This window comes from Sulfitobacter sp. 1A10359, assembly GCF_043558145.1.
Classification (GTDB): domain Bacteria; phylum Pseudomonadota; class Alphaproteobacteria; order Rhodobacterales; family Rhodobacteraceae; genus Sulfitobacter; species Sulfitobacter faviae.
Window position 1 is genome coordinate 748,619 of sequence record NZ_JBIFGB010000002.1, and the last position, 19,682, is coordinate 768,300.

A 19,682-nucleotide genomic window follows, 5' to 3' on the forward strand; every position below is an offset into this window, starting at 1 on the left:
CGGAGAGCCCGCGCAACGAGGCCCCCAGCGAGAATACGAACAAATATCTACCGGACATTTATCGCGAATTGTCGGTCTCAAAGCGAAGGTGCGTCCGGTCAAAGCAGATGCCGCTGCGGATAGCGCGATATACTTACGGATAGGTGAAACAGCTCTGGCCAGATCGCCAAATGCGCCCCCGGCCTTCCCCCCGAGGGGAGGGACGGGGAAAACCGGTGGGGCGCATCGCTGCAAATCTATCAGGGAGCCGCTCCCTGGGGTAGGGGAACGGGCAGCAGCTCCCGAGAAGGCCCGCGTCGTGAAGCATATTTTCAGGCGAAACGGTCGAAATGAACCGGTTGCCAGCTTGGGACGCGGTCATTGGTCTGGTCAATGACGCCTTCGTGCAGACCCGTCTATCGGCGGGCATAACTAACTATAGGTCGCGCATCGGATCGTTGCATCTGGGCGGGGGTATAATCGGACTAATCTTAAGGATAGGTTTCCGCCGCCCCGCCCAAGCAGATTTGTCAGAGGTCAAGCTGCGCCTTCATCGCCGCCAGCGTCGCGTCGCAGGTGGCGGGCAAAGCCTCAGCCAGCGCGCGGGCCTCTTCGCCCTTGTCGGTCTTGCAGGCGGTCTCGATCTCTTTGAGCAGCCCGTGCAGCCGGTCGGCGCCGAGCATGCCGCACATCCCGGCCATGGCATGGGCGCGGGCCTGTAGGTCAGGCAGAGCATCGGCTGCCATCAGGTCAGGCAGATCGGTCGCGACTTGTTGGTCGAGCTTTTCCACCCGCTCGCGCAATTTCTCCGCGCCCAGCAGGTCGAGCAGATCCGCGATTTGTTGTTCGTTCAATAGGGGCCGTTTCGCGGATTTCGCCTGTACCGATGACTGGGCGCTGGCCAAACGCTCAGGCAGAGCCTGCTCCGGCATGACCGCGCGCCCCGAAAGCTCGCGCAGCTTGGCGCGTAGTACCTTCATATCCAACGGCTTTTGCATGAACCCCGACATCCCGACGGCGCTGAACTCCGCCCGTTCTTTCGGCATCGCATGGGCGGTCACGGCGATGATCGGTGTTTCGCGGTTGGGGCCCTCGCCGGAGAGAATCGCCTTGGTCGCCTGAATGCCATTCACCTCGGGCATGGAGATATCCATGAGGATCGCATCGAAGGGCGCATCTCCGGCCAGTTCGATCGCCTCGCGCCCGCCGGTGGCGAGGGTGACGTCATGGCCAATCTTCTCAAGCATCGCCTTGATCAGCTCGCGGTTGATCTCATTGTCGTCCACCAGCAGAAGGTTGAGCCGCTGAGCCGCCGCGGGTTCGGCGCGCTTTTGCGGGTCGGGCGCCGCATCGCTGTCGATCTCGGCCAGATCGGCAAGCTCTACCGGCAGGCGCAGGGTGAAACATGTCCCCTCGCCCACGGTCGACTCGCAGGTGATCTCACCCCCCAGACGTTTGACCAGACGGCGCACGATCCCGAGCCCCAGACCGGTGCCCCCAGTGCGGCGCTCATAGCGGCTGTCGAGCGAGACAAAATCTTCGAAAATACGGTCGATATCCCCCGCCGGAATGCCGGAGCCGTCATCTTCGACCTGCAGGTGGAACGCTTCTCCCTCGCCCGCGGGTTTGGCGAACCACCCGCGCAGGGTCACATCGCCGCCGGGGCTGAACTTGATCGCGTTGCTTAAAAGGTTGACCAAAATCTGCTGGATCGCCCGCGGGTCCGTAACGATGGCCTTGTCGTCTAGCTGGGTCAGATCAAGATGCAGCCGGGTGCCCCCGGCCTCGGCCAGAGGGTCCATCGTGTTGATAATTCCCGCCATCAGCACGGTCATGTCACAGGTCTGACGCACCTGTTCATAGGTTCCCGCCTCACTGCGCTCAATGGCCAGCACGTCATTGATATGGCCCAACAAAATCTCGCCCGAGGTCATCGCCGCATCGAGATAGCGCTTTTGCTCATCATCAAGCCGGTCATCTTGCAGCAGTTGCAAAGCCGAGATCACACCATTGAGCGGCGTGCGCATTTCGTGGCTCATCATGGCGAAGAAACGCGACTTTTCCTGATAGGCGTCAAGTGCTTCATCCCGCGCGGCGATGATCTCGGCCTCGCGGAGGCGCTTTTCGGTGATGTCCCGAATATAGGCGATAAAGAGCGACCCCTGCCCCATGGGCGATTGCGACACGGACATCTCAACCGGGAAAATGCGCCCGGCGTGGTCGATCATCTCAAACTCGCGGCGGCCCTTGTCGGCGACCTCCGTCTCGCCAGTGATGCGGAACCTCTCAAGCCTCTCGCGGTGCATCCTGCGGTCAGCCGGGGGGATCAACAGGCTGATATAGTCCCTGCCCTTCGCCGCCTCATGGGTGATGCCAAAGATCTCTTCGGCGGAGCCGTTGAAATCTTCGATCTCCCCCCGCTCATTGATGACGACGATGGCGTCGAGCGATGCCTGAAGGGTGGTCGCAAGGCGCAGGTGGTTTTCTTCGACCAGTTGCGATGTGCGATTCAACCGGCTGGCCTGCCGCGAGAGGCGATAAACCGCCCCGACCAAGGCAAGGGTGACGATCAAGACGATCGCCGCCATCACCTCGATCAGCCGCACGATCTCATGGCGTTCGTTTTGGGACAGCTCGCTGGCAATGGCGATGGAGGCGAGGGCAATCTCGCGGGGCACGTCTTCGATGCTGCGCAACATGGCGTCGATATCGTCCAATGCCGCGATCAGTTCGGCGTCGGACCCGTCAATCGCAGGCAGGAACCCGTCCAGCAGGGCCCGTAACTCACGAATCTTCGGTTTGGCCTTTGCGTTGTTGCGCACCCGTTCGGCCAACAGAACGCGGCTATAGAAGATGTCGAATCGTTTGCGGAACTCATCCAGCGCCTCTGGCGTGGCGGATTTCGCCTCAGTCAAGGCGCGGTCAGTCTTCAGGAATTCGATCTCGATCTGCGTGAAGACCCATTCAGCGTGGTCTTGCTGCGCGCTGTCGAGCGCCTGAATCCGGTCCCAGACGTTATAGGCCAGATAGGCGGCGATGCTCATCCCCAGCACGAGGATAAGCATCAAGACCTGTCGGCTTCTTGCGCGCGCGGGCCCGAATTTTCCTGCGTCGTTCATCCAAGCCCTCTGCGCCATTGTCAGTTACTCGACACTAATTCGGTCAAGCTGCCAGATCGACCGGCTGTAGACCAGTTCCGTCTGATAGGCGATGTCGCTGTCATAGGGGTAGACCACCCAAAGCGGCCCCTTGTCCCGGCGCGACATCTCCTCGCCATTGGTATGGTAGGCGATGATCGGCCCATCTTCGACGGCGTCGGACATCGGGATTTCCACCGCATAGTCATTGATCGCCGTCGCGGTGATGGTGCCCTCTTCGACGTTCAGCGTCTCGAAGAGGTCTTTCAGCGACACGCCTTCGAATGCCTGCGTGCCATCGGTCCAGATCGTCGTCGTCTCAAAGCTAGAGACAGGCATGGATTTGAGATCTGAGAGGGTGAAGCTATGGGTTTCCTCGGCCAGCGTCACTTCGAGCACGGCCTCTTCGTCTTGGGCGGCAACCGCCGACGCAAGGCCCAAAGAGAGGGCAGCCGCGGTGATGGTCTTGCTGAGGTACTGAAAGGTCATGTCAAATTTCCTTATCTGGCGTTGTGACCTAACCATACCCTGCCCGAATGACAGGCGCGAAGGCGCAGAAGCGCATCCCCCCTATACCAAAGGATAGGTGCGCCTGTCCCCGCGCGGCCCGCATTGCCATACCAAAGGATAGCGGCGCATGCCTTTGCCCCCCTTTCCCCTTGGGCTTTCATCTTTCTTTTGAAACGGGCACACTCTACCAATTAGAGAACGCCGGCCATTTTGGCTTCAGGAGATCTATTATGTCTTTGCGTATTTTAATTGCCGATGATCACGACATGGTCCGAGAGACCATCGCCATGTTTCTTGATGCCGATGGGGCCACCGTCACCGAAGCGGCGAGCGATCTGGCCGGAGCGCTGGACAAGATCAAATCAGAGCCGCCCTACGATCTGGTGCTGCTGGATTATACGATGCCCGGCATGAAGGGCTTGCAGGGTCTGCAAACCGTTCTTGATATCAATGAGGGTCGCCCGGTCGGGCTGATCTCCGGCACCGCCACTCGGCTCATTGCCGAACAGGCGCTCGAAATGGGGGCGATCGGCTTTCTGCCCAAGACGCTGCCCGCCAAGTCACTGGTCAACGCGGTGCGTTTCATGGCGGCGGGAGAGACCTATGCCCCGGTCACCTTCATGTCGGGCAAGGACAATCCCGAAGAGACGGATTTCGAGAAATCCCTGTCCGAGCGGGAGCGCCAGGTGCTGCGCGGATTGATGAACGCGCAGTCTAACAAAGAGATCGCCCGCGACCTCGATCTGCAGGAAGTGACGATCAAACTGCATGTCAAAACACTTTGCCGAAAACTGGACGCAAAGAATCGTACCGATGCGGCAATCATTGCGCGCGACGCGGGCTTCGTTTGAGGCCCGTTTCACACCCCTGAACCACCCCCGGCATCGGCCCAGGGCGTGCGCTGTAGCGCCCCCGATTTCCCCCTGAGCGTAAACCATAATCGCCCGCCTCGTGCGGGCGTTTTTGCGTTCGGCCTATAGCGGCCCGGGACGAATCAAAGATTCGGAAGCCCCATTTTTCCCAGCAAAATTAACCATCTGCGGAGCCCGCGCCCGGCCCCATTTCCGCGCCAAATGATAGGCCGCGGCGCGACCTGATAGGGCCACCTATCCTTTCGGCTAAGCGCCTGACCACAGGCTCAGCGAGTTAACCGTTCGCTCAGATGATATCGGTATCCGGTTCCCCGAAGATGAGAACAGGACAACGCAATGAGCGTGTCCGTTCATTGCAATCGCCGGCTCTTCACCGGCCAACAAGGGAACTACTAGATGCGTATCCATATCTCCCAATTATCCAAGACACTCATCGCGAGTACGGCTTTGTCGATCGCGGGTTTCGCGGCTGCCGCCGACGCGCTCACGAGCGAATTCTCCTTCCGCGTGGTGGAAACCAACGCCGAGGGCGAAGAAGTCCTCGTTGAGCGTGAGACGGTCCGCCCGGGCGAGGTCATCTCTTATGAGCTGCGTCACCAGAACATGACCGACGGCGCCATGGAAGGTCTCGTCATCGCCGCACCGGTCCCCGAGGGCGTCTCTATCACATTGGGTGCCGAAGTGACCTCTGTCGCCGCGGTCTTTGAAGTCCAGGCCGAGATGGACCCCGAACAGGAAGGGCTGGAATGGTCCACCGTTCCCGCCATCCGCAAGGTCGTCGATGCCGATGGCAACATGACCGAAGAGCCGCTCCCTGAAGAGGCTGTCGCCGCCGTGCGCTGGACCCTCTCCGAACCGCTCGAAGCAGGCGATTCCGCCTTCAACAGCTACCGCGTGCGCCTGAACTAATCCCGGCGCCTCTCTCTCCACTCTCTCTCCAACTACTATAGAACTAGGGAATATTAACGTGAAACACCAAACAACCTTCCTGCGCTCCGTAAGCGCCGTTGCTCTGACCGCCGTGATCGGCACTGTCGCTTTCGCGGCGCCCGAAGCGGGCTCTGTCATCGGCAACCAAGCCGTGGCGACCTATACCAACGCCGCGGGCGACACGATCACGGTAACCTCCAACACCGTTGAGACAGTCGTTCAGCAAGTTGCCGGCGTCACCCTGACCTCCGACAACACCGAAACCATCGCCCCCGGCGGTAAGGCGTTCCTGCCGCACATCATCACCAACGATGGTAACGGCCCGGATGCCTTCGCACTGACCGCGTTTGAGACCAACAGCGGCACGCTCGACACCTCGCAGCTGGTCTTCTACCCCGACGCCAACATGGACGGCGTGGCCGATAGCGCCACCCCGCTGACCGAGACACCGACCCTCGCCCCCGGTGAGCAATTCGGCATCGTGATCGAAGCCTCCGTCGCCTCCACGGCCACCGGTTCCGACACGATCACCGTGACGGCGGCCTCGACCCTCGACGGCACCGTGCTGAGCACCAACACAGACACGCTGACAATCTCCAACGACGCGATTGTCGAGTTGGTCAAATCGATGACCGCGGACCCGGCTTCGGGCGGCAACCCCAATATCATCGACGCAGGCGATACGGTAACGATCACGCTGACCTACTCCAGCACCGGTCTGGCCGCGGCCAACAACTACTCTGTGCAGGACGTGCTTGATGGCCGCCTGACCTATGTGCCCGGCTCGGCCCGTTGGTCTGACTCCGCCACACCGCTGGACGATAACAACGGCTCCACTGTGGTCGACACGACAAACGGCTCTGGCGAGACCATCGCTTGGGACTATGACGACGCGCAGAACGTCAACTTCCTGATCTCCTCTGTCGGTTCTGGCCGCTCGGGTGAGGTGACCTTCCGTGCCGTGATCGCGGATACCGCCAACGCGGGCATCATTACCAACGTGGCGACCCAGGACGTTGACGGCGTGGCCTTCCCGCCATCGAACACCGCCTCTGTCACCGTCGACAACCAATATGCGGTTGCGGTTGCTGATACGGCGATCAACTCCAACGGCACGGCCAACCCGGCGATTGCCTCGACCACCGACGATGACGCGGCCAACAACGATGTCGTCACGGAATCCGGCGATGTCTATCAGGGCGGCACGATCCGTCAGGAATTCGTGCTGACCAACCTCTCCAACAGCCCGGACAGCCTGACCCTCGACGTGACCAATGGCGACTTCCCGGCTGGCACCACCTTCCGCTTTGTGGGCGCCGACGGCATTACACCGGTGGTCGGCTCTGTCGGACCCCTGGGTATCGGTGACAGCGCCAAGGTGACCTTGATCGCCACATTGCCAACCGATGTCGCACCGACAGCCACCACCAACTACACCGCCGTCATCACAACGACCTCGGACAACTCCGGCGTCAGCGATGTGTCGACCGCCGAATTCACCGGCGCGGTTCTTGCGGCTTCGGTCGATCTTGAGAACGCCGTGATCGGCTCCGAAGGCGATGGCGCGGCACCGACGAACGGTGGCAACCCATGGGTCACCCAGTCGACAGACCCGGGCGCACCGGTTGTCTTTGAGATGCTGGTCGAAAACAACGGCCCCACCTCGGACAGCTTCAACCTGTCGCTGGATCAGGCCCTGCCCGCAGGCTGGACGGTTGAGTTCCAGCTGCCCGACGGCTCGATCGTGTCGAACACCGGCACCATCCCCGCAGGCGCATCGCAGGCCATCCGCGCCGTGATCACGCCAGCCGATGGCGCTCTGCCGGGTGACACGCTGGTCGACGTCGCGGTCGTCTCTTCCGTCTCGGGTCAAGGTGACCGGATCGTCAACCAAGTCACGGTCAATGAAATCTATGACGTGAAGATCATCGAGGACCAAAGCGCGCAGGCTTCGCCGGGTGGTATCGTGGACATCCTCCACACCATCTCGAACGAAGGGAACGTGGCCATCACGGAGGCGTCGATCACGCAATCGGGTCTGACCAACTTCTCCGGCGCGATCTTCTGGGATCAGAACGGCAACGGTGTGATCGATCCGTCCGAACCGGTGATCGACAACTTCAATGACCTGACCGACGGCGTCTCGCCGGGTGTGAACGGACTTGCCCCGGGCGACAGCATCTCGCTGATCTACCGTGTGCAAACGCCTTCGACAGCCACCCAAGGTGTGTCCGAAGTCGGCACCATCACCATCAACAACACGTTGAACGGTGTCGGGACCGATATCGACCAGACCAACAACGCCGTCGAAGACCGCGTGGTCATCATCTCGGGCGATGTCACACTGAGCAAGTATCAGTACATCGACGCGGGCTGCGATGGCACCGTGGGCACCTTCACCAAGACGCGTCTTGATGTCGAGCCCGGCCAGTGCATCCGCTACATGGTCGAAGCCGAGAACACAGGTGCCTCTGCGGCGGACAATGTGATCATCACGGACGCGGCCCCGGCCTATACCGCGATCACGGACTGTGGCGGCGCCTGCCCTGAAAGCCTGTTCCCGGGCACCAGCACGGCCACCGTCACCTCGACCAACGTATCGAGCACGCATGGCAGCATCCTTCCCGGCGGCTTCGCCCGGGTAGAGTTCACCGTGCGGGTCGACGACTAAGCGACCTCTCGGGCGCCCCCGGGCTGAGCGATGCTCTCCCGGGGGCGCCCCCTCCTCCCCCGTTTCCGTCTCCCCCATTTTTCACGCCCTTCCCAGGGATCGCAACAGGAGCAAGCTGATGCGCAGTTTCCTTATGTCTAAAGCCCGCCCGGCTCTGGCCCTGATCAGCGCCTCCGCACTGGGCCTGAGCCTTCTGCCCCAGACCGCCGCCGCCGCCCCGGCCCCCGGTGGGTCTTTCATCCGCAACGTGGCAGAAGTCAGCTATTTCAACACCTCCCTTGGCATCATGGAACGCGTCTTCTCGAACCCGGTACGGGCCGAAGTCGCCGCGGTTCCCGGGCTCGAAGTGACCGGCTACTCCGACCTTCTGCTGACCCGCGGTGCCTTTGGCCGCTACCATTTCGACGTCATCAACAGCGGCAACGTGCCGCTTTCCACATCGGTCAGCATCGGCGAGCAAGGCAGCGCCAGAATGATGTCGCGCCAATCGCTCTTCCCTGACCTGAACGGCAACGGCCTGATCGACACCGAAGACCGCGCCTTCGATATGTCCGCGCCCTTCATGCTCGCCGTGGGCGAGCGGTTGCAGCTGATCTATGAGTTCCGCATCTCCGCCGAGACCCCCGTAAGCACCCAATTCGCCAGCATGTTGACCGCATCTGCCGTGACCGAGGATGGCCAAAGCCTGACCGACGACGCCATGGGCGTCTCGCGGGTTGAGGAAGGCGGGCTCGAAGTCTCGAAAGAGCAGGTCGTCGCCGAGAGTGACGCGGGCGCGCTCATCACCTACACCCTGCGGCTGCGCAACGATTCCGAGCGGGACGCCTTTGGCTACCCCGAGATCGAAGGCCAGCCAATCGTGATCGACGGCACGCCCCGGACCGGTGTCTTGCTGCGCGATGCGATCCCGCGGAACACCGTGTTCCACGCGGTGCAGGATTCGGGCACCATGACCGCGCTGGTTCATATGCGCGGCGCGCCTGACCACCACTACGTCAGCGTCGCCCCCGCCGGGCTTTCCCACGACGTGGATGCGGTGGCCTTCTTTCATGAGGGCGACTACGCCGTCGGCCATGCGACCGATCCCAGCTTCTCGGTGCGCGTGCCTGCCGACTTGGGCAAGGTGGAGGTGCAGAACACCGCCTCGGCCTTTTACAACAACCAAGAAAGCACCCTGCTGCTGACCTCCAACACCGTGGTCTATGACCGCGATACAGAGACGGTCGGCACCTTGGTCTTTGAACACCCCCAGACCGGCGCGGACCAGCCCTATGGCACGCCGGGCAGCGACACCCGCCTGCGCCTCACCTCGGGCGCCTGCAACATCAGCACCGAAGTCGACAGCACGGCGGTGACGATCCGCAGCATGCTGACCGGCGATGTGGAAACCATCATCGCGACCGAGACCGGGGCCAACACCGGTGTCTTCCTCACCCCCGCCCTGCCGATGGCGCAGATGTCGCCCGCCGTTGCCGGGGATCAGGTCATGGCCACCGACTTTGGCGATAGCTTCAGCGCGACAGCCTCTTGCGACAGCGCGGTGCTTGAGGACGATCTGATGATCAACCCCGGCAACTTTCTGTTCAACTCCGTCACCAACGCCCCGATTGACGGCGTGGCCGTCGCGCTTGTCGATGCCCGTTCGGGCAACGAAATGGCCCGCACCCAGACCGACCAGCGCGGCTTTTTCACCTTCTCCGAAATGCCCGAAGGCGACTACCGCTATGCCGTGATGGACGCGCCCGCATGGATCTTCCCTTCCGCGCGTCTGGACTATGCCGGTATGGGCCGCAATGTGATGGATGCCGGTTGGGGCCGCGCATTCAAACACGCAGGCGGCGCATTGTTCGTCTCCGACATCCCGGTTGATCCGAATTATGGCACGCCGCTGGCGCTGGACAAAGCCGCCGACCTCGACCGCGTGGGTCACGGTGAATTCGTCACCTACACGTTGAGCTTCACCAACAACATGCATCAAGCGCTGATCGGCGGCGAAATCCTCGACCGGCCCGCCTATGGTGTGAACCTCGTGCCCGGCACGGTCACCCTCAACGGAGAGCCGCTGGACGACCCGCAAGAGATCGGCAATGGCGATCTGCGCTTTGACGTGGGCATGCTTGAACCGCTGTCGAGCCATGAGCTGTCCTATGTGATGCAATTCTCTGCCGCCGCCCGCGAAGGCCGCAACGAGAACAGCGCGATCCTGTCGGGCCGCCAAGCGGGCACCGGGACGCTGCAACAATCGCAGACCGCACGCGCCATGGTCCGGCTCGACAATTCGGGCGGTGTCTTTGCGCGCCAAGGCACCGTGCTGGGCGCTGTCTTCATGGATTGCAACGGCAACGGTCTGCGCGACCGCGTTGAGGATGAACCCGGCATTCCCGGCGTGCGCATCGTGACCCAGGAAGGGCTCTTTGTGGTGACCGATATCAATGGCGCCTATTCGCTCAACGGCATGCGTCCGGTGACCCATGCCTTCCTCGTGCAGCCCGAAACCCTTCCCGCCGGAACCGCGGTGCAGGTGACCCGCACCAACGATCTGCGCCGGGGTGGCTCGCGCATCGTGCCGCTGAAGAAGGGCGAGTTGCGGACCGAGAACTTTGCCGTGGCCCAATGCACCCCCGAAGCGCTTGAAGAAGTTGGCAAACGCCGCGACCATTTCGCTGGCAAACGTCAGACCCCCGGCATGAATGCAGCCGATCTACCGATCGACGGCCAGCGCAGCAGCACCCGCTCCGTGCGCGGTGAGGCTGGCATCGCCACCACCACCCAGCTGACCCCCGGCATGATCGCGGCACAAAGCGAAGAGGCCGGGCGTGAACCCTCCTCTGTCGCGCAAGCGGCCCGTGCCTCGGCCCAGCGTCAATCGCTCGACAGCATGATCCAGAACCTCGATAGCGCGCCGGGCTTTGTCGACTTTGCCGAAGACACCGCCGTCACCCGCGCCACACAGAACATCCGGATCAAGGGCAAGGCCGATCTCACGCTGTCGCTTTTGGTGAACGGGCGCGAGCTGGGCGGCGACCGGGTGGGCGAACGCACCAATCTGGCGAAAAACAATGTGCAGGCGCTGGAATATGTGGCCGTGAAACTGGCCTCGGGCGAGAATGTGCTGACACTGGTGGGCCGTGACGGTTTCGGCATCGAACGTGTCCGCAAAGAGCTGCGCCTGACCGCCCCCGGCAAACCTGCCCGGATCGAGATCCTGATGCCGGAAACCGCTTCGGCCAATCCCGCCTCGGTGGTGCCGGTCGTGGTGCGCGTACTTGACGCCGGGGGCCGCCCGGTGCCCGCCTCGGGCACCGTGACCCTCGCCGCTCGCCGGTCGCTTTGGGATGTGACCGACATCCGCAGCAGCGCGCCCGGCGTGCAGGCCTATCTCGACAATGGCGAAGCGACCTTCAACCTGATCCCGCCGCAGGCCTCCGGCCCCGATCTGATCACCGTGCGCTCCTCCTTTGGCGAGGCCGAGGCGCGGGTGACCTTCACCCCCGACCTGAACGAACGTGTGCTGATCGGTGTGATCGAAGGCGCGGTTTCGCTGAGCGGGGATGCAGGTAACGTCATCGAAGAAGACCGCATCAGCGCTTTCGAAGACACGACAACCGGGATCCGGGGTGAGCTGTACCTCAAAGGGGTGATCCGTGGCGATGCCCTGCTGACTCTGCGCTACAGCTCGGACCGCGACACCGAAGACAGCCTGTTCCGCGACATCCGGGGCGAGGAATACTACCCCGTCTACGGCGACAGTTCCGAGCGCGGTGCCGATGCGCAATCTTCGTCGAACCTCTTCGTCAAAGTGGAAAAAGGCCGCTCCTACGTGCTCTACGGCGATATCGCCATCGCGCCTGAGGCCAGCGCGCTGAAACTGGGCGGCCTGCAACGTGTCGCCACCGGCGCCAAGGGCCATTGGGAGAACGACCGCGTTTCGGTCACCGTCTTCGCCGCCCGGACAGCGCAGGAGCAGCAGATTCAGGAAATCCGCGGGCGCGGCGTCTCTGGCCCCTATGACCTTGACCTGAGCGGCTATGTGCAAGGGTCCGAACGGGTGGAGATCCTCGTGCGGGACGAAGACGGCGGCGATATCCTGTCGGCCACGCCCCTGCTGCGCGGCACTGACTATCTGCTCGACTTCTTCCGCAACACCATCACCTTCGACAGCCCGGTGCGCCAGTTCGACCTTGACGGCAACCCCGTGTCGATCCGCGTGACCTATGAGGTTGAGGCCGAGGGCGCCGAAGCCTATTGGCTCTATGGCGGTGAGGTGAACTATGCCCTGTCCGAGCGGACCTCTGTGGGCGCCCGTGCGGTCCATGCCGACGCCCCCTTGGGCAACGCGGCCCGCCAGCGGATGCACTCTGCCTACCTCCAGCACGAAGACCGCCAAGGCGGGCTGTGGGAGGCCGAGGTGGCCCGGTCGGAGAACGCCATGGGCGACAAGGACAACGCTGCACGCCTGTCCTATGAGCTGAAGACCGAAACCCGCCACTTCGCTTTCGAGGCGATCCACACGGGCCGCGACTTCTACGCTCAAGGCGGGTTGGCCCGCCCCGGCACCACCCAGATCCGCCTGAGCTATGGCGAAGAGATCGACCGGCGCAGCGACATCGCCTTCGGCGCGGAATACACCCGCGACCGGATCAACGACAGCACGCGGCTGACCGTGGACGCGATCTATTCCCGGCATCTGAGCAAGACCCTGCGCGGCGAGATCGGCCTTGAGTACAGCCGGGACCGCACCGCCAGCGGCAGCGAGACCGACACCGCCCTGATCCTCGGCGCGCATTGGACCCCAGCGGCCCGCCCCGGCACCGTGATCGAGGCCAAGCTGCGCGCCCCGCTCAGCGGTGACGCTCCCACCGAACTGACCCTCGGCCTTTACGACGAGCCCAAGAACGGCTGGCGCGTCTATAACGAGATCGAGCTTCAGTTCGGCAGCGACGCTCTGGTCACCCGCGCGGCCTATGGGTTCACCTATACGATGAACGAATGGGTCACCGGCCGGACCGAGATGACCAAGGCCAGCGGCACCAGCGACACCACCATGGTTCAGGGCCTGTCGGTCGATTGGGACATCAACGAAAGCACCAATCTGCGCGCCGATCTTGAGCATTCGCGCAACCTTGAGACCAATGACGGGGAGCTCACCTCCTTCGCCATCGGCACAAGCTGGGAATCGGCGGATGGTGACTGGGTCGGTGATGCCGAGCTGGAAACCACATGGGAAGAGAGCGGCCAAACCCACTACGCCAGCTTCGGCATCGCGGGCAATGTCACCCCTGACCTGACCGTTCTGGCCCGCAGCCGTGCCGCGCTCGACCGCCGCGAGGGCGAAGACTCCCGCCGCATGCGCACCCGCATCGGCGCGGCCTATCGCCCCAAGGATAACGCGCGCCTCGATGTGCTGGCTTGGTACGAGCACCGGCTGGAAGAAAAACACACCAGCACGGAAACGCATCTGTGGTCGGTTGACGCGAATTACGAGATCGACGCCGACCTGCGGATCAACGGCAAATATGCCGGCCAGTACCAGAAGATCGGCACCAATGCCGGCGCGCGGGCCAATACCACCACGCAGTTGATCCAAGGCGGTCTGAACTACGAATTCGGCGACGACCGTTTCCAACTCGGCCTCAACGCCACGTATCTGTGGGACAGCGAGGGCAACTCTTCCAACGGGATCGGCGCCGAGTTTGGCTTCACCCCGCGCGAAGGTGTCCTGCTGGCGCTCGGCTACAACAAGGCCCGTGGCCGGGTGGCAGGGCAAAGCAGCCTCTATGACGAAGGGTTCTATTTCCGGTTCAACCTGCTGTTGGACAACTCACTCTGGACCCAGTTCGACCAATTCCTCGGGAGCTGACCGGGAGACTCAGCCCCGAGGGAGAGCCACGTTCCAAGCGCATCTGGAACGTGGCTCATTTCTCTTTCAGAGCGCTGCGGCGCTCCAAAGTCGACCCGGCCTATTCCAAGCGCCGGGCCGACTATCCTTTCGAGACGCTAACTAGCTGTCCGCATTAATGAAATATCGATTTTAGAGGCGCATGATCAGAGACAATGCAAACCTCCAGCCCGATGGGAAACTCCGATGAAAAAGCTCGCTGCCAGCACTGCCTTTTGCCTGATCGCCGCCACCCTCTCCGGCGCGGCAAATGCTAATGATTTCGCCCGTTTCGACAGCCGCAAGATCGCCGTCACCGGCCTGAACTTCGCCCTGTCGCCCTCCGCCTCGGATGCGCGGATTCACCTCAACCGGGCCATGATCCAGACGCCGGTTAAACATGCACAGGCCCCCCGCAAACTGACCCTGCCCCCGCGCGGCGGCCCATCGGCGGCGGTGCGCCATGTCATCGCCTCTGCCGAGGCGGGCGCGAAAGGCTATGACGCGGTGCAGCATGGGGCGCGGATCAAGCCGCCCAAGCGCCCCACAAGCATGACCATCGACGAAATCTATCGCTGGATCAAGGCGACCCCCGGCCAGCCCCATGCCATCGGGCGCTACCAGTTCATCCCCAACACTTTGAAAACGCTCGTCGCCGAAGCGGGGCTAAGCCAAAGCGACCGGTTTACCCCACAGGTTCAAGACCTGCTGGCCGATCTATTGCTCGAAGATGCGGGATTCACCCCCTTTATGAAAGGCAAGATCAGCCGCCATCGTTTCATGGAAAACCTCGCCCGCATCTGGGCCGGGCTGCCCACTTCGACGGGCCGGTCCTATTATCACGGCCATGCGGGCAACCGGGCTGTCATCACCTGGAACGAATTCGACAGCCATATGAAAAGCATCTTTGAAAACACGGCACGCGGCACCTCCTGACCGCGCGCCTCACTCTTTTCTCTCTCCCTCTCTCCGTCTCCCTCCAGGCCAAAGCGCGCGTATTTTCGCCGCTTTGGCCACCTTTTTAGCCGCGGCGCTGCATCTCGCGCGGCATTTCCGAGAAAATCTCAGGCCCATCGGCGCGTAGGATCACGATCTCTTCCAGACGCACGCCGAATTTGCCTTCCAGATAGATGCCCGGCTCGATTGAGAAGACATTGCCTTCGGCCAGAACCGCGTCGGAATTCGCGGCGATATAGGGCGGCTCGTGGATGTCGATGCCAAGGCCATGGCCGGTACGGTGCAGGAAGTGTTCGCCATAGCCCGCCTGCGTGATCACATCGCGTGCGGCGCGGTCGATCTCGCGTGCCGCGACGCCGGGGCGGGCAGCATCCAACGCAGCCTGCACTGCGCTTTCGACCGTGGCAAAAACCGCTTCGTACTCGGCATCCGGCGTACCGAAAAAGCCGCTACGGGTCATGTCGGAGGGGTAGCCGTTCAACCGGCAGCCGGTGTCGATCAGCACGGCCATGCCTTGAGCCAATGCCGTATCGCCGGGGTAGTGATGCGGGAAAGCGCCGGATTCGCCGAAACAGACCGAGCAGAATTCAAGGTGCGCGCCGTTGGCTTTGTAGTGGTCCTGAATCAGCGCCACGACCTCACGCTCGGTGATGCCTTCTTTCAGCGCGGCGAAAGCGGCCTGGACGGCGCTGTCGTTCAACAGATGCGCGGCTTTGATCGCGGCATATTCTTCGCTGTCCTTGCTGGCGCGCAACAGACCGACGGTGTCATCGGTAAAGCGGCGTCGCGGATGATCGAGCGCATCCAGAAGCCGCAGGGCGAAATCGGTGCGCATGGTCTCATCCAGCACTACCGAGAGCCCGGGGGCCGTAGCGCCGCAGGCGTCGAGCAGTTCGGTCAAGGCGGCCTCCGGCCCCTGATCGTCGCTCCATGCATGAAACGGCAGATCGGTGTCTTTGCGCGCGGCGGCGGCGTTCAGGGCGGGCATCAGAAACCCTGCGTAATCGGCGCTGACCAAGAGCATCACCGGGCGTTCGTCGCCATGCGGGTGCACGCCAGATAGCCAGGCCATATGGCTCGACGGGCCGAGGGCAACAAGATCGGTGCCCGTCTCGGCCATGCGCGCGCGCAGGTTGGCAAGGCGGGTATCGAAGGGGGAGGAAGCGGACATGGGCAAAGACCTTGGTATTCAAAAAGGGTATTGGGATGCGCGGGCCGAGGGGAGCCCCCCGGCCCGCGCAGGGATCAGGGAAGCGGGATCAGCCCTTTTCCACCAACCGGTAGAAAACGAAATCCGATGTCGCGCCGTTCACATAGCCGGTCACGTCATCGTCCATCGCCACCTGATAGGCCGCTTGGAACATGATCACGATGGGCGAGTCCTTTTGCACCTTCTGCTGAAGGTCGCGGTACATCTCGAGCCGCTTTTCCGGGTCGGCCTCTGACAGTGCCGCCATGGTCTGCTTGTTCAGCTCTTCCGGCACGGCCCATGCGTTGCGCCATGTGGTGGTCGCGGCATAGGAGTCGTCGGAGTTGTCCGAGTTATAGGCAAAAGCCTTGGCATTGGAATGCGGGTCCATGAAGTCGGGGCCCCAGTACAGCAACATCGCCTCGTGGCTGCGCTCACGGTACTTGGTGATGACCTGACTGCCGGTGCCGGGCAGGATTTCGAAGTTAATCCCCGCGTCGGCAAAGCTCGCCTGAAGCGACTGGGCCATGTCGGTGAACGGCGCCGCATTGATCACGTCGAGCGAGACGGTGATCGGCGTCTCGATCCCGGCATCGGCGAGGATTTGCTCCGCCTTTTCAGGATCGTAGGTGAAAGGCGTCTCGTCGAACGAGCCGGGGAAGCCCTTGGGCCAGAAGGCCTGATGCACGTCCATTTGACCTTTGATGATCGAATTGGTCATGCCTTCGTAATCCACCAGATAGCGGGCGGCTTCCCAAACGGCGGGCGGGGTCAGGCTTTCCGTCTTTTGGTTGAACGACAGGAAATGCACCGCCGCCTGCGGGTAGGTTTCGACCTTGATCTCCGCGTTGTCGATCGAGGCGATCTGGTCCGGCGTCAGGTTGCGCGCAAGGTCGATATCGCCCTTCTCAAGCAGCAACTGCTGGGTGGCGGATTCGGCCACATGGCGGATGATCACGCTGTCGATCTCGGGGGCGCCGTTGAAATAGCCCTCATTCGCGCTCATCCGAACCATCTGCGCGGGCGCATAGCGGTCCAGCTTGAAGGGGCCGGAACCGGCGGAGTTTTCGTTCAGCCAAGCATTGCCCATGTCGCCGTCGACTTCATGCTCTTTCACCAGCACGCTGTCGACGATGGAGGCAGGGCGCGCGGCGAGCACGTTCAGCACAAAGGCCGGGGAGAAATCGCCGTCGTATTTCACGGTGACGGCATTGCCCTCGGCCGTGACCATCTGGTCGATGTTCTCAGCCGTCCAGCCCAGTTGGGTCAGGATGAAGGCCGGGGTTAGGTTCAGTTTGATCACGCGTGCGAAAGAGAACAGCACGTCATCCACGGTCACCGGGTTGCCGGAGGCGAAAGTCGCGCCGTCGCGCAGGGTGAAGGTGATCGTCTTGGCCTCGGCATCGGCTTCCCAGTCAGAGGCCAGACCGGGTGCGAGCACCGTGGTGTCTTCGGCGTCATATTGCACCAGACGGTCGTAAAGGTTGGTGACCAGCTCGCCGGAGGTGAACTCATAGGCCTGCGCAGGGTCGAGCGCCACGATGTCGTCGATATTCTGCGCCACGACAAGCACGCCTTCGGGCGTATCGGCCAAGGCCAGCGGCGCGGCCAAGGGCAGCGCCAGCGCGCTCGCCAATAGGGTTGATCTAAGTGTTTTCATGATTGTCTCCTTGTTGGATCGTTGAAGTTGGAATGTCATTTGCCCAGCGCGCCTAGGCTTTCTTGATCAGTTCAGGCAGCTCGATGGCCCCTGCCCGGTTCAGCACCGTCAAGGTGCCGGTCCAGAGGATGCGCGCAGTCGTGTCGGTTCGGTTTGCCCAAGCATGGGGAAGCTGGCCGCTGTAATGCAGACAGTCGCCCGCGCTCATGCGGAATTTCTGCCCGTCGAGGGTCTGCTCAATCTCTCCCTCAAGGACAAAGACCATCTCTTCGCCCTCATGGCTCACCGTCTCGGATTCGTAGCCGGGCGGGACGTGAAGCAGATAGCTCGACAGTTCCGCGCCGGGGAAAGTGGCGGCAAGGCTTTCATAGGTCAGCGATGAATTGGCCAGCGCGAACTGCGTGCGCTCATTGCCACGGGTCAGCCCGTCCGAGGGTTTGGGCGCGGCGATGAAATATTCCAAAGCCACATCCAACCCATCGGCGATCTGCGCCAACGTGCCGAGCGACGGCGTGGCATTGCCCCGCTCCAACTGACTGAGATAGCCCATCGACACACCGGATTTGTCGCAGAGCATTTGCAGCGTCATCTGCATCTGCTTGCGCCTTTTGCGGATCGCGGCACCGAGGTTCGGCTCGGGCTTGGCTTTGTCGCGCGGCATCTTGGTCATCTCCCCTGTTCTGAAGCGACGTTACAAAAAATTATTTTGTCTGGCAAAAAAATTTTTGCAAATGGCGAAATTTGTTTTATGCACAAAGCATCCAGAACGGTGCCACCGCACCCTGAGGCCGCATGTCGGCGCAGGAAATGGCTTGCTTATCAATGGCATCGGCGAAGGAAGGGAGGGCGTGGCCCGTGAATACGAATATGACAAAAGCCCGCAGGCTGGCGCAGGGGGTCTCCTCTCTCGGCGGTTTTGCGGTGGTGACCCTGCTCACCTTCATCGGGCTGATGGCGATCACATTTTTCATCGGGCGGGTCATTCCGATTGATCCGGTGCTGGCCGTGGTCGGCGACCGCGCGACCCAAGAGCAATATGAAGCCGCGCGGGTGGCGATGGGGCTGGACCGGCCCCTGATCATGCAATTCTTCTCCTATGTCGGCGACGTGTTCCAAGGCGACCTCGGGTATTCTGTCTCGACCAACCGGCCCGTGGCGCAGGACCTTGCCAAGGTTTTCCCCGCCACGCTGGAGATGGCGACACTGGGCATTCTGATCGGCATCGGCCTTGGCGTGCCCTGCGGTGTCTGGGCTGCCGCGCGACAGGGCACTTGGGTGGATCAGGTCATCCGTGTTTTCGCGCTGCTGGGCTACTCGGTGCCCGCCTTCTGGCTGGGGCTTGTCGGTCTGGTCATTTTCTACGCCAATCTGGGCTGGGTCGCGGGGCCGGGCCGTGTCGATATCTTTTACGAAGGCATGGTAGCGCCGCGCAGCGGGCTGATGCTGGTGGATTCGGCCCTTGCGGGTGAATGGGACATCTTTTGGAATGCGCTGGATCACCTGATCCTGCCTGCGGCGATCCTCGGGTTTTTCTCGCTCGCCTATATCGCGCGGATGACCCGCAGCTTCATGTTGGACCAACTAGGCCAAGAGTTCATCACCACCGCGCGGGTCAAGGGCGTGGCCGAATGGCGGGTGCTTTGGGTGCATGGGTTCCGCCCGATCCGCGTGCCGCTGATCACCGTGATCGGCCTGTCCTATGCCGCCCTGCTCGAAGGGTCGGTGATGATCGAGACGGTCTTTAGCTGGCCAGGGATCGGGAACTACCTGACCGTAGCGCTGCTCAATGCCGATATGAATGCCGTGTTGGGGGCGACGCTGGTAATCGGCGCGGTCTTCATCCTGATCAACAAACTCTCGGATGTGCTCTACCGCATCCTTGACCCGCGCAGCCGCTAG

The 19,682-nt window shown here is 62.2% G+C and carries 11 protein-coding genes; 6 read left to right on the forward strand and 5 right to left on the reverse strand.

The features are described from left to right. Nucleotides 1-509 precede the first annotated feature (509 nt). The gene (locus ACGYK2_RS07965) at nucleotides 510-3,044 is read right to left on the reverse strand and encodes an ATP-binding protein (RefSeq protein ID WP_271689999.1); all 2,535 of its coding nucleotides are present in this window, start codon (nucleotides 3,042-3,044) and stop codon (nucleotides 510-512) included. Between the two features lie 78 nt (nucleotides 3,045-3,122). Continuing rightward, nucleotides 3,123-3,605, reverse strand: coding sequence for a molybdopterin-dependent oxidoreductase (locus tag ACGYK2_RS07970; RefSeq protein ID WP_209218349.1), 483 nt, complete (start codon nucleotides 3,603-3,605; stop codon nucleotides 3,123-3,125). Nucleotides 3,606-3,856: 251 nt separating this feature from the next. Here ACGYK2_RS07970 and ACGYK2_RS07975 point away from each other — a divergent pair, with 251 nt between their 5' ends. From ACGYK2_RS07975 to ACGYK2_RS07995, 5 genes are all read left to right on the forward strand, one after another. Beyond that, a complete protein-coding gene (locus ACGYK2_RS07975) occupies nucleotides 3,857-4,477 on the forward strand; it encodes a response regulator transcription factor (RefSeq protein ID WP_067267389.1) in 621 nt (206 codons plus the stop codon). 417 nt (nucleotides 4,478-4,894) lie between these two features. Further along, the gene (locus ACGYK2_RS07980) at nucleotides 4,895-5,407 is read left to right on the forward strand and encodes a hypothetical protein (RefSeq protein WP_271688264.1); all 513 of its coding nucleotides are present in this window, start codon (nucleotides 4,895-4,897) and stop codon (nucleotides 5,405-5,407) included. A 58-nt stretch (nucleotides 5,408-5,465) separates the two neighbouring features. Further along, nucleotides 5,466-8,099, forward strand: coding sequence for an NEW3 domain-containing protein (locus ACGYK2_RS07985; protein ID WP_271688265.1), 2,634 nt, complete (start codon nucleotides 5,466-5,468; stop codon nucleotides 8,097-8,099). Between the two features lie 118 nt (nucleotides 8,100-8,217). Then, nucleotides 8,218-13,959 (forward strand): hypothetical protein, encoded by a 5,742-nt coding sequence (locus ACGYK2_RS07990; RefSeq protein WP_271688266.1) that lies wholly within the window; start codon nucleotides 8,218-8,220, stop codon nucleotides 13,957-13,959. Between the two features lie 225 nt (nucleotides 13,960-14,184). Next, nucleotides 14,185-14,913, forward strand: coding sequence for a hypothetical protein (locus tag ACGYK2_RS07995; RefSeq protein WP_271688268.1), 729 nt, complete (start codon nucleotides 14,185-14,187; stop codon nucleotides 14,911-14,913). Between the two features lie 85 nt (nucleotides 14,914-14,998). Here ACGYK2_RS07995 and ACGYK2_RS08000 read toward each other — a convergent pair whose 3' ends face one another. From ACGYK2_RS08000 to ACGYK2_RS08010, 3 genes are all read right to left on the reverse strand, one after another. Further along, the gene (locus tag ACGYK2_RS08000) at nucleotides 14,999-16,105 is read right to left on the reverse strand and encodes a Xaa-Pro peptidase family protein (RefSeq protein WP_271688270.1); all 1,107 of its coding nucleotides are present in this window, start codon (nucleotides 16,103-16,105) and stop codon (nucleotides 14,999-15,001) included. A gap of 88 nt (nucleotides 16,106-16,193) precedes the next feature. Further along, entirely contained in the window at nucleotides 16,194-17,783 is a 1,590-nt protein-coding gene (locus tag ACGYK2_RS08005; protein ID WP_271688271.1) for an ABC transporter substrate-binding protein, read from the reverse strand. A 52-nt stretch (nucleotides 17,784-17,835) separates the two neighbouring features. After that, nucleotides 17,836-18,444: a helix-turn-helix domain-containing protein gene (locus ACGYK2_RS08010; RefSeq protein ID WP_271690000.1), complete on the reverse strand. Its 609-nt coding sequence runs from the start codon at nucleotides 18,442-18,444 to the stop codon at nucleotides 17,836-17,838. Nucleotides 18,445-18,650: 206 nt separating this feature from the next. On the opposite strand from ACGYK2_RS08010, the gene ACGYK2_RS08015 reads away from it, so the two are divergent. Next, entirely contained in the window at nucleotides 18,651-19,682 is a 1,032-nt protein-coding gene (locus tag ACGYK2_RS08015; protein WP_271688272.1) for an ABC transporter permease, read from the forward strand.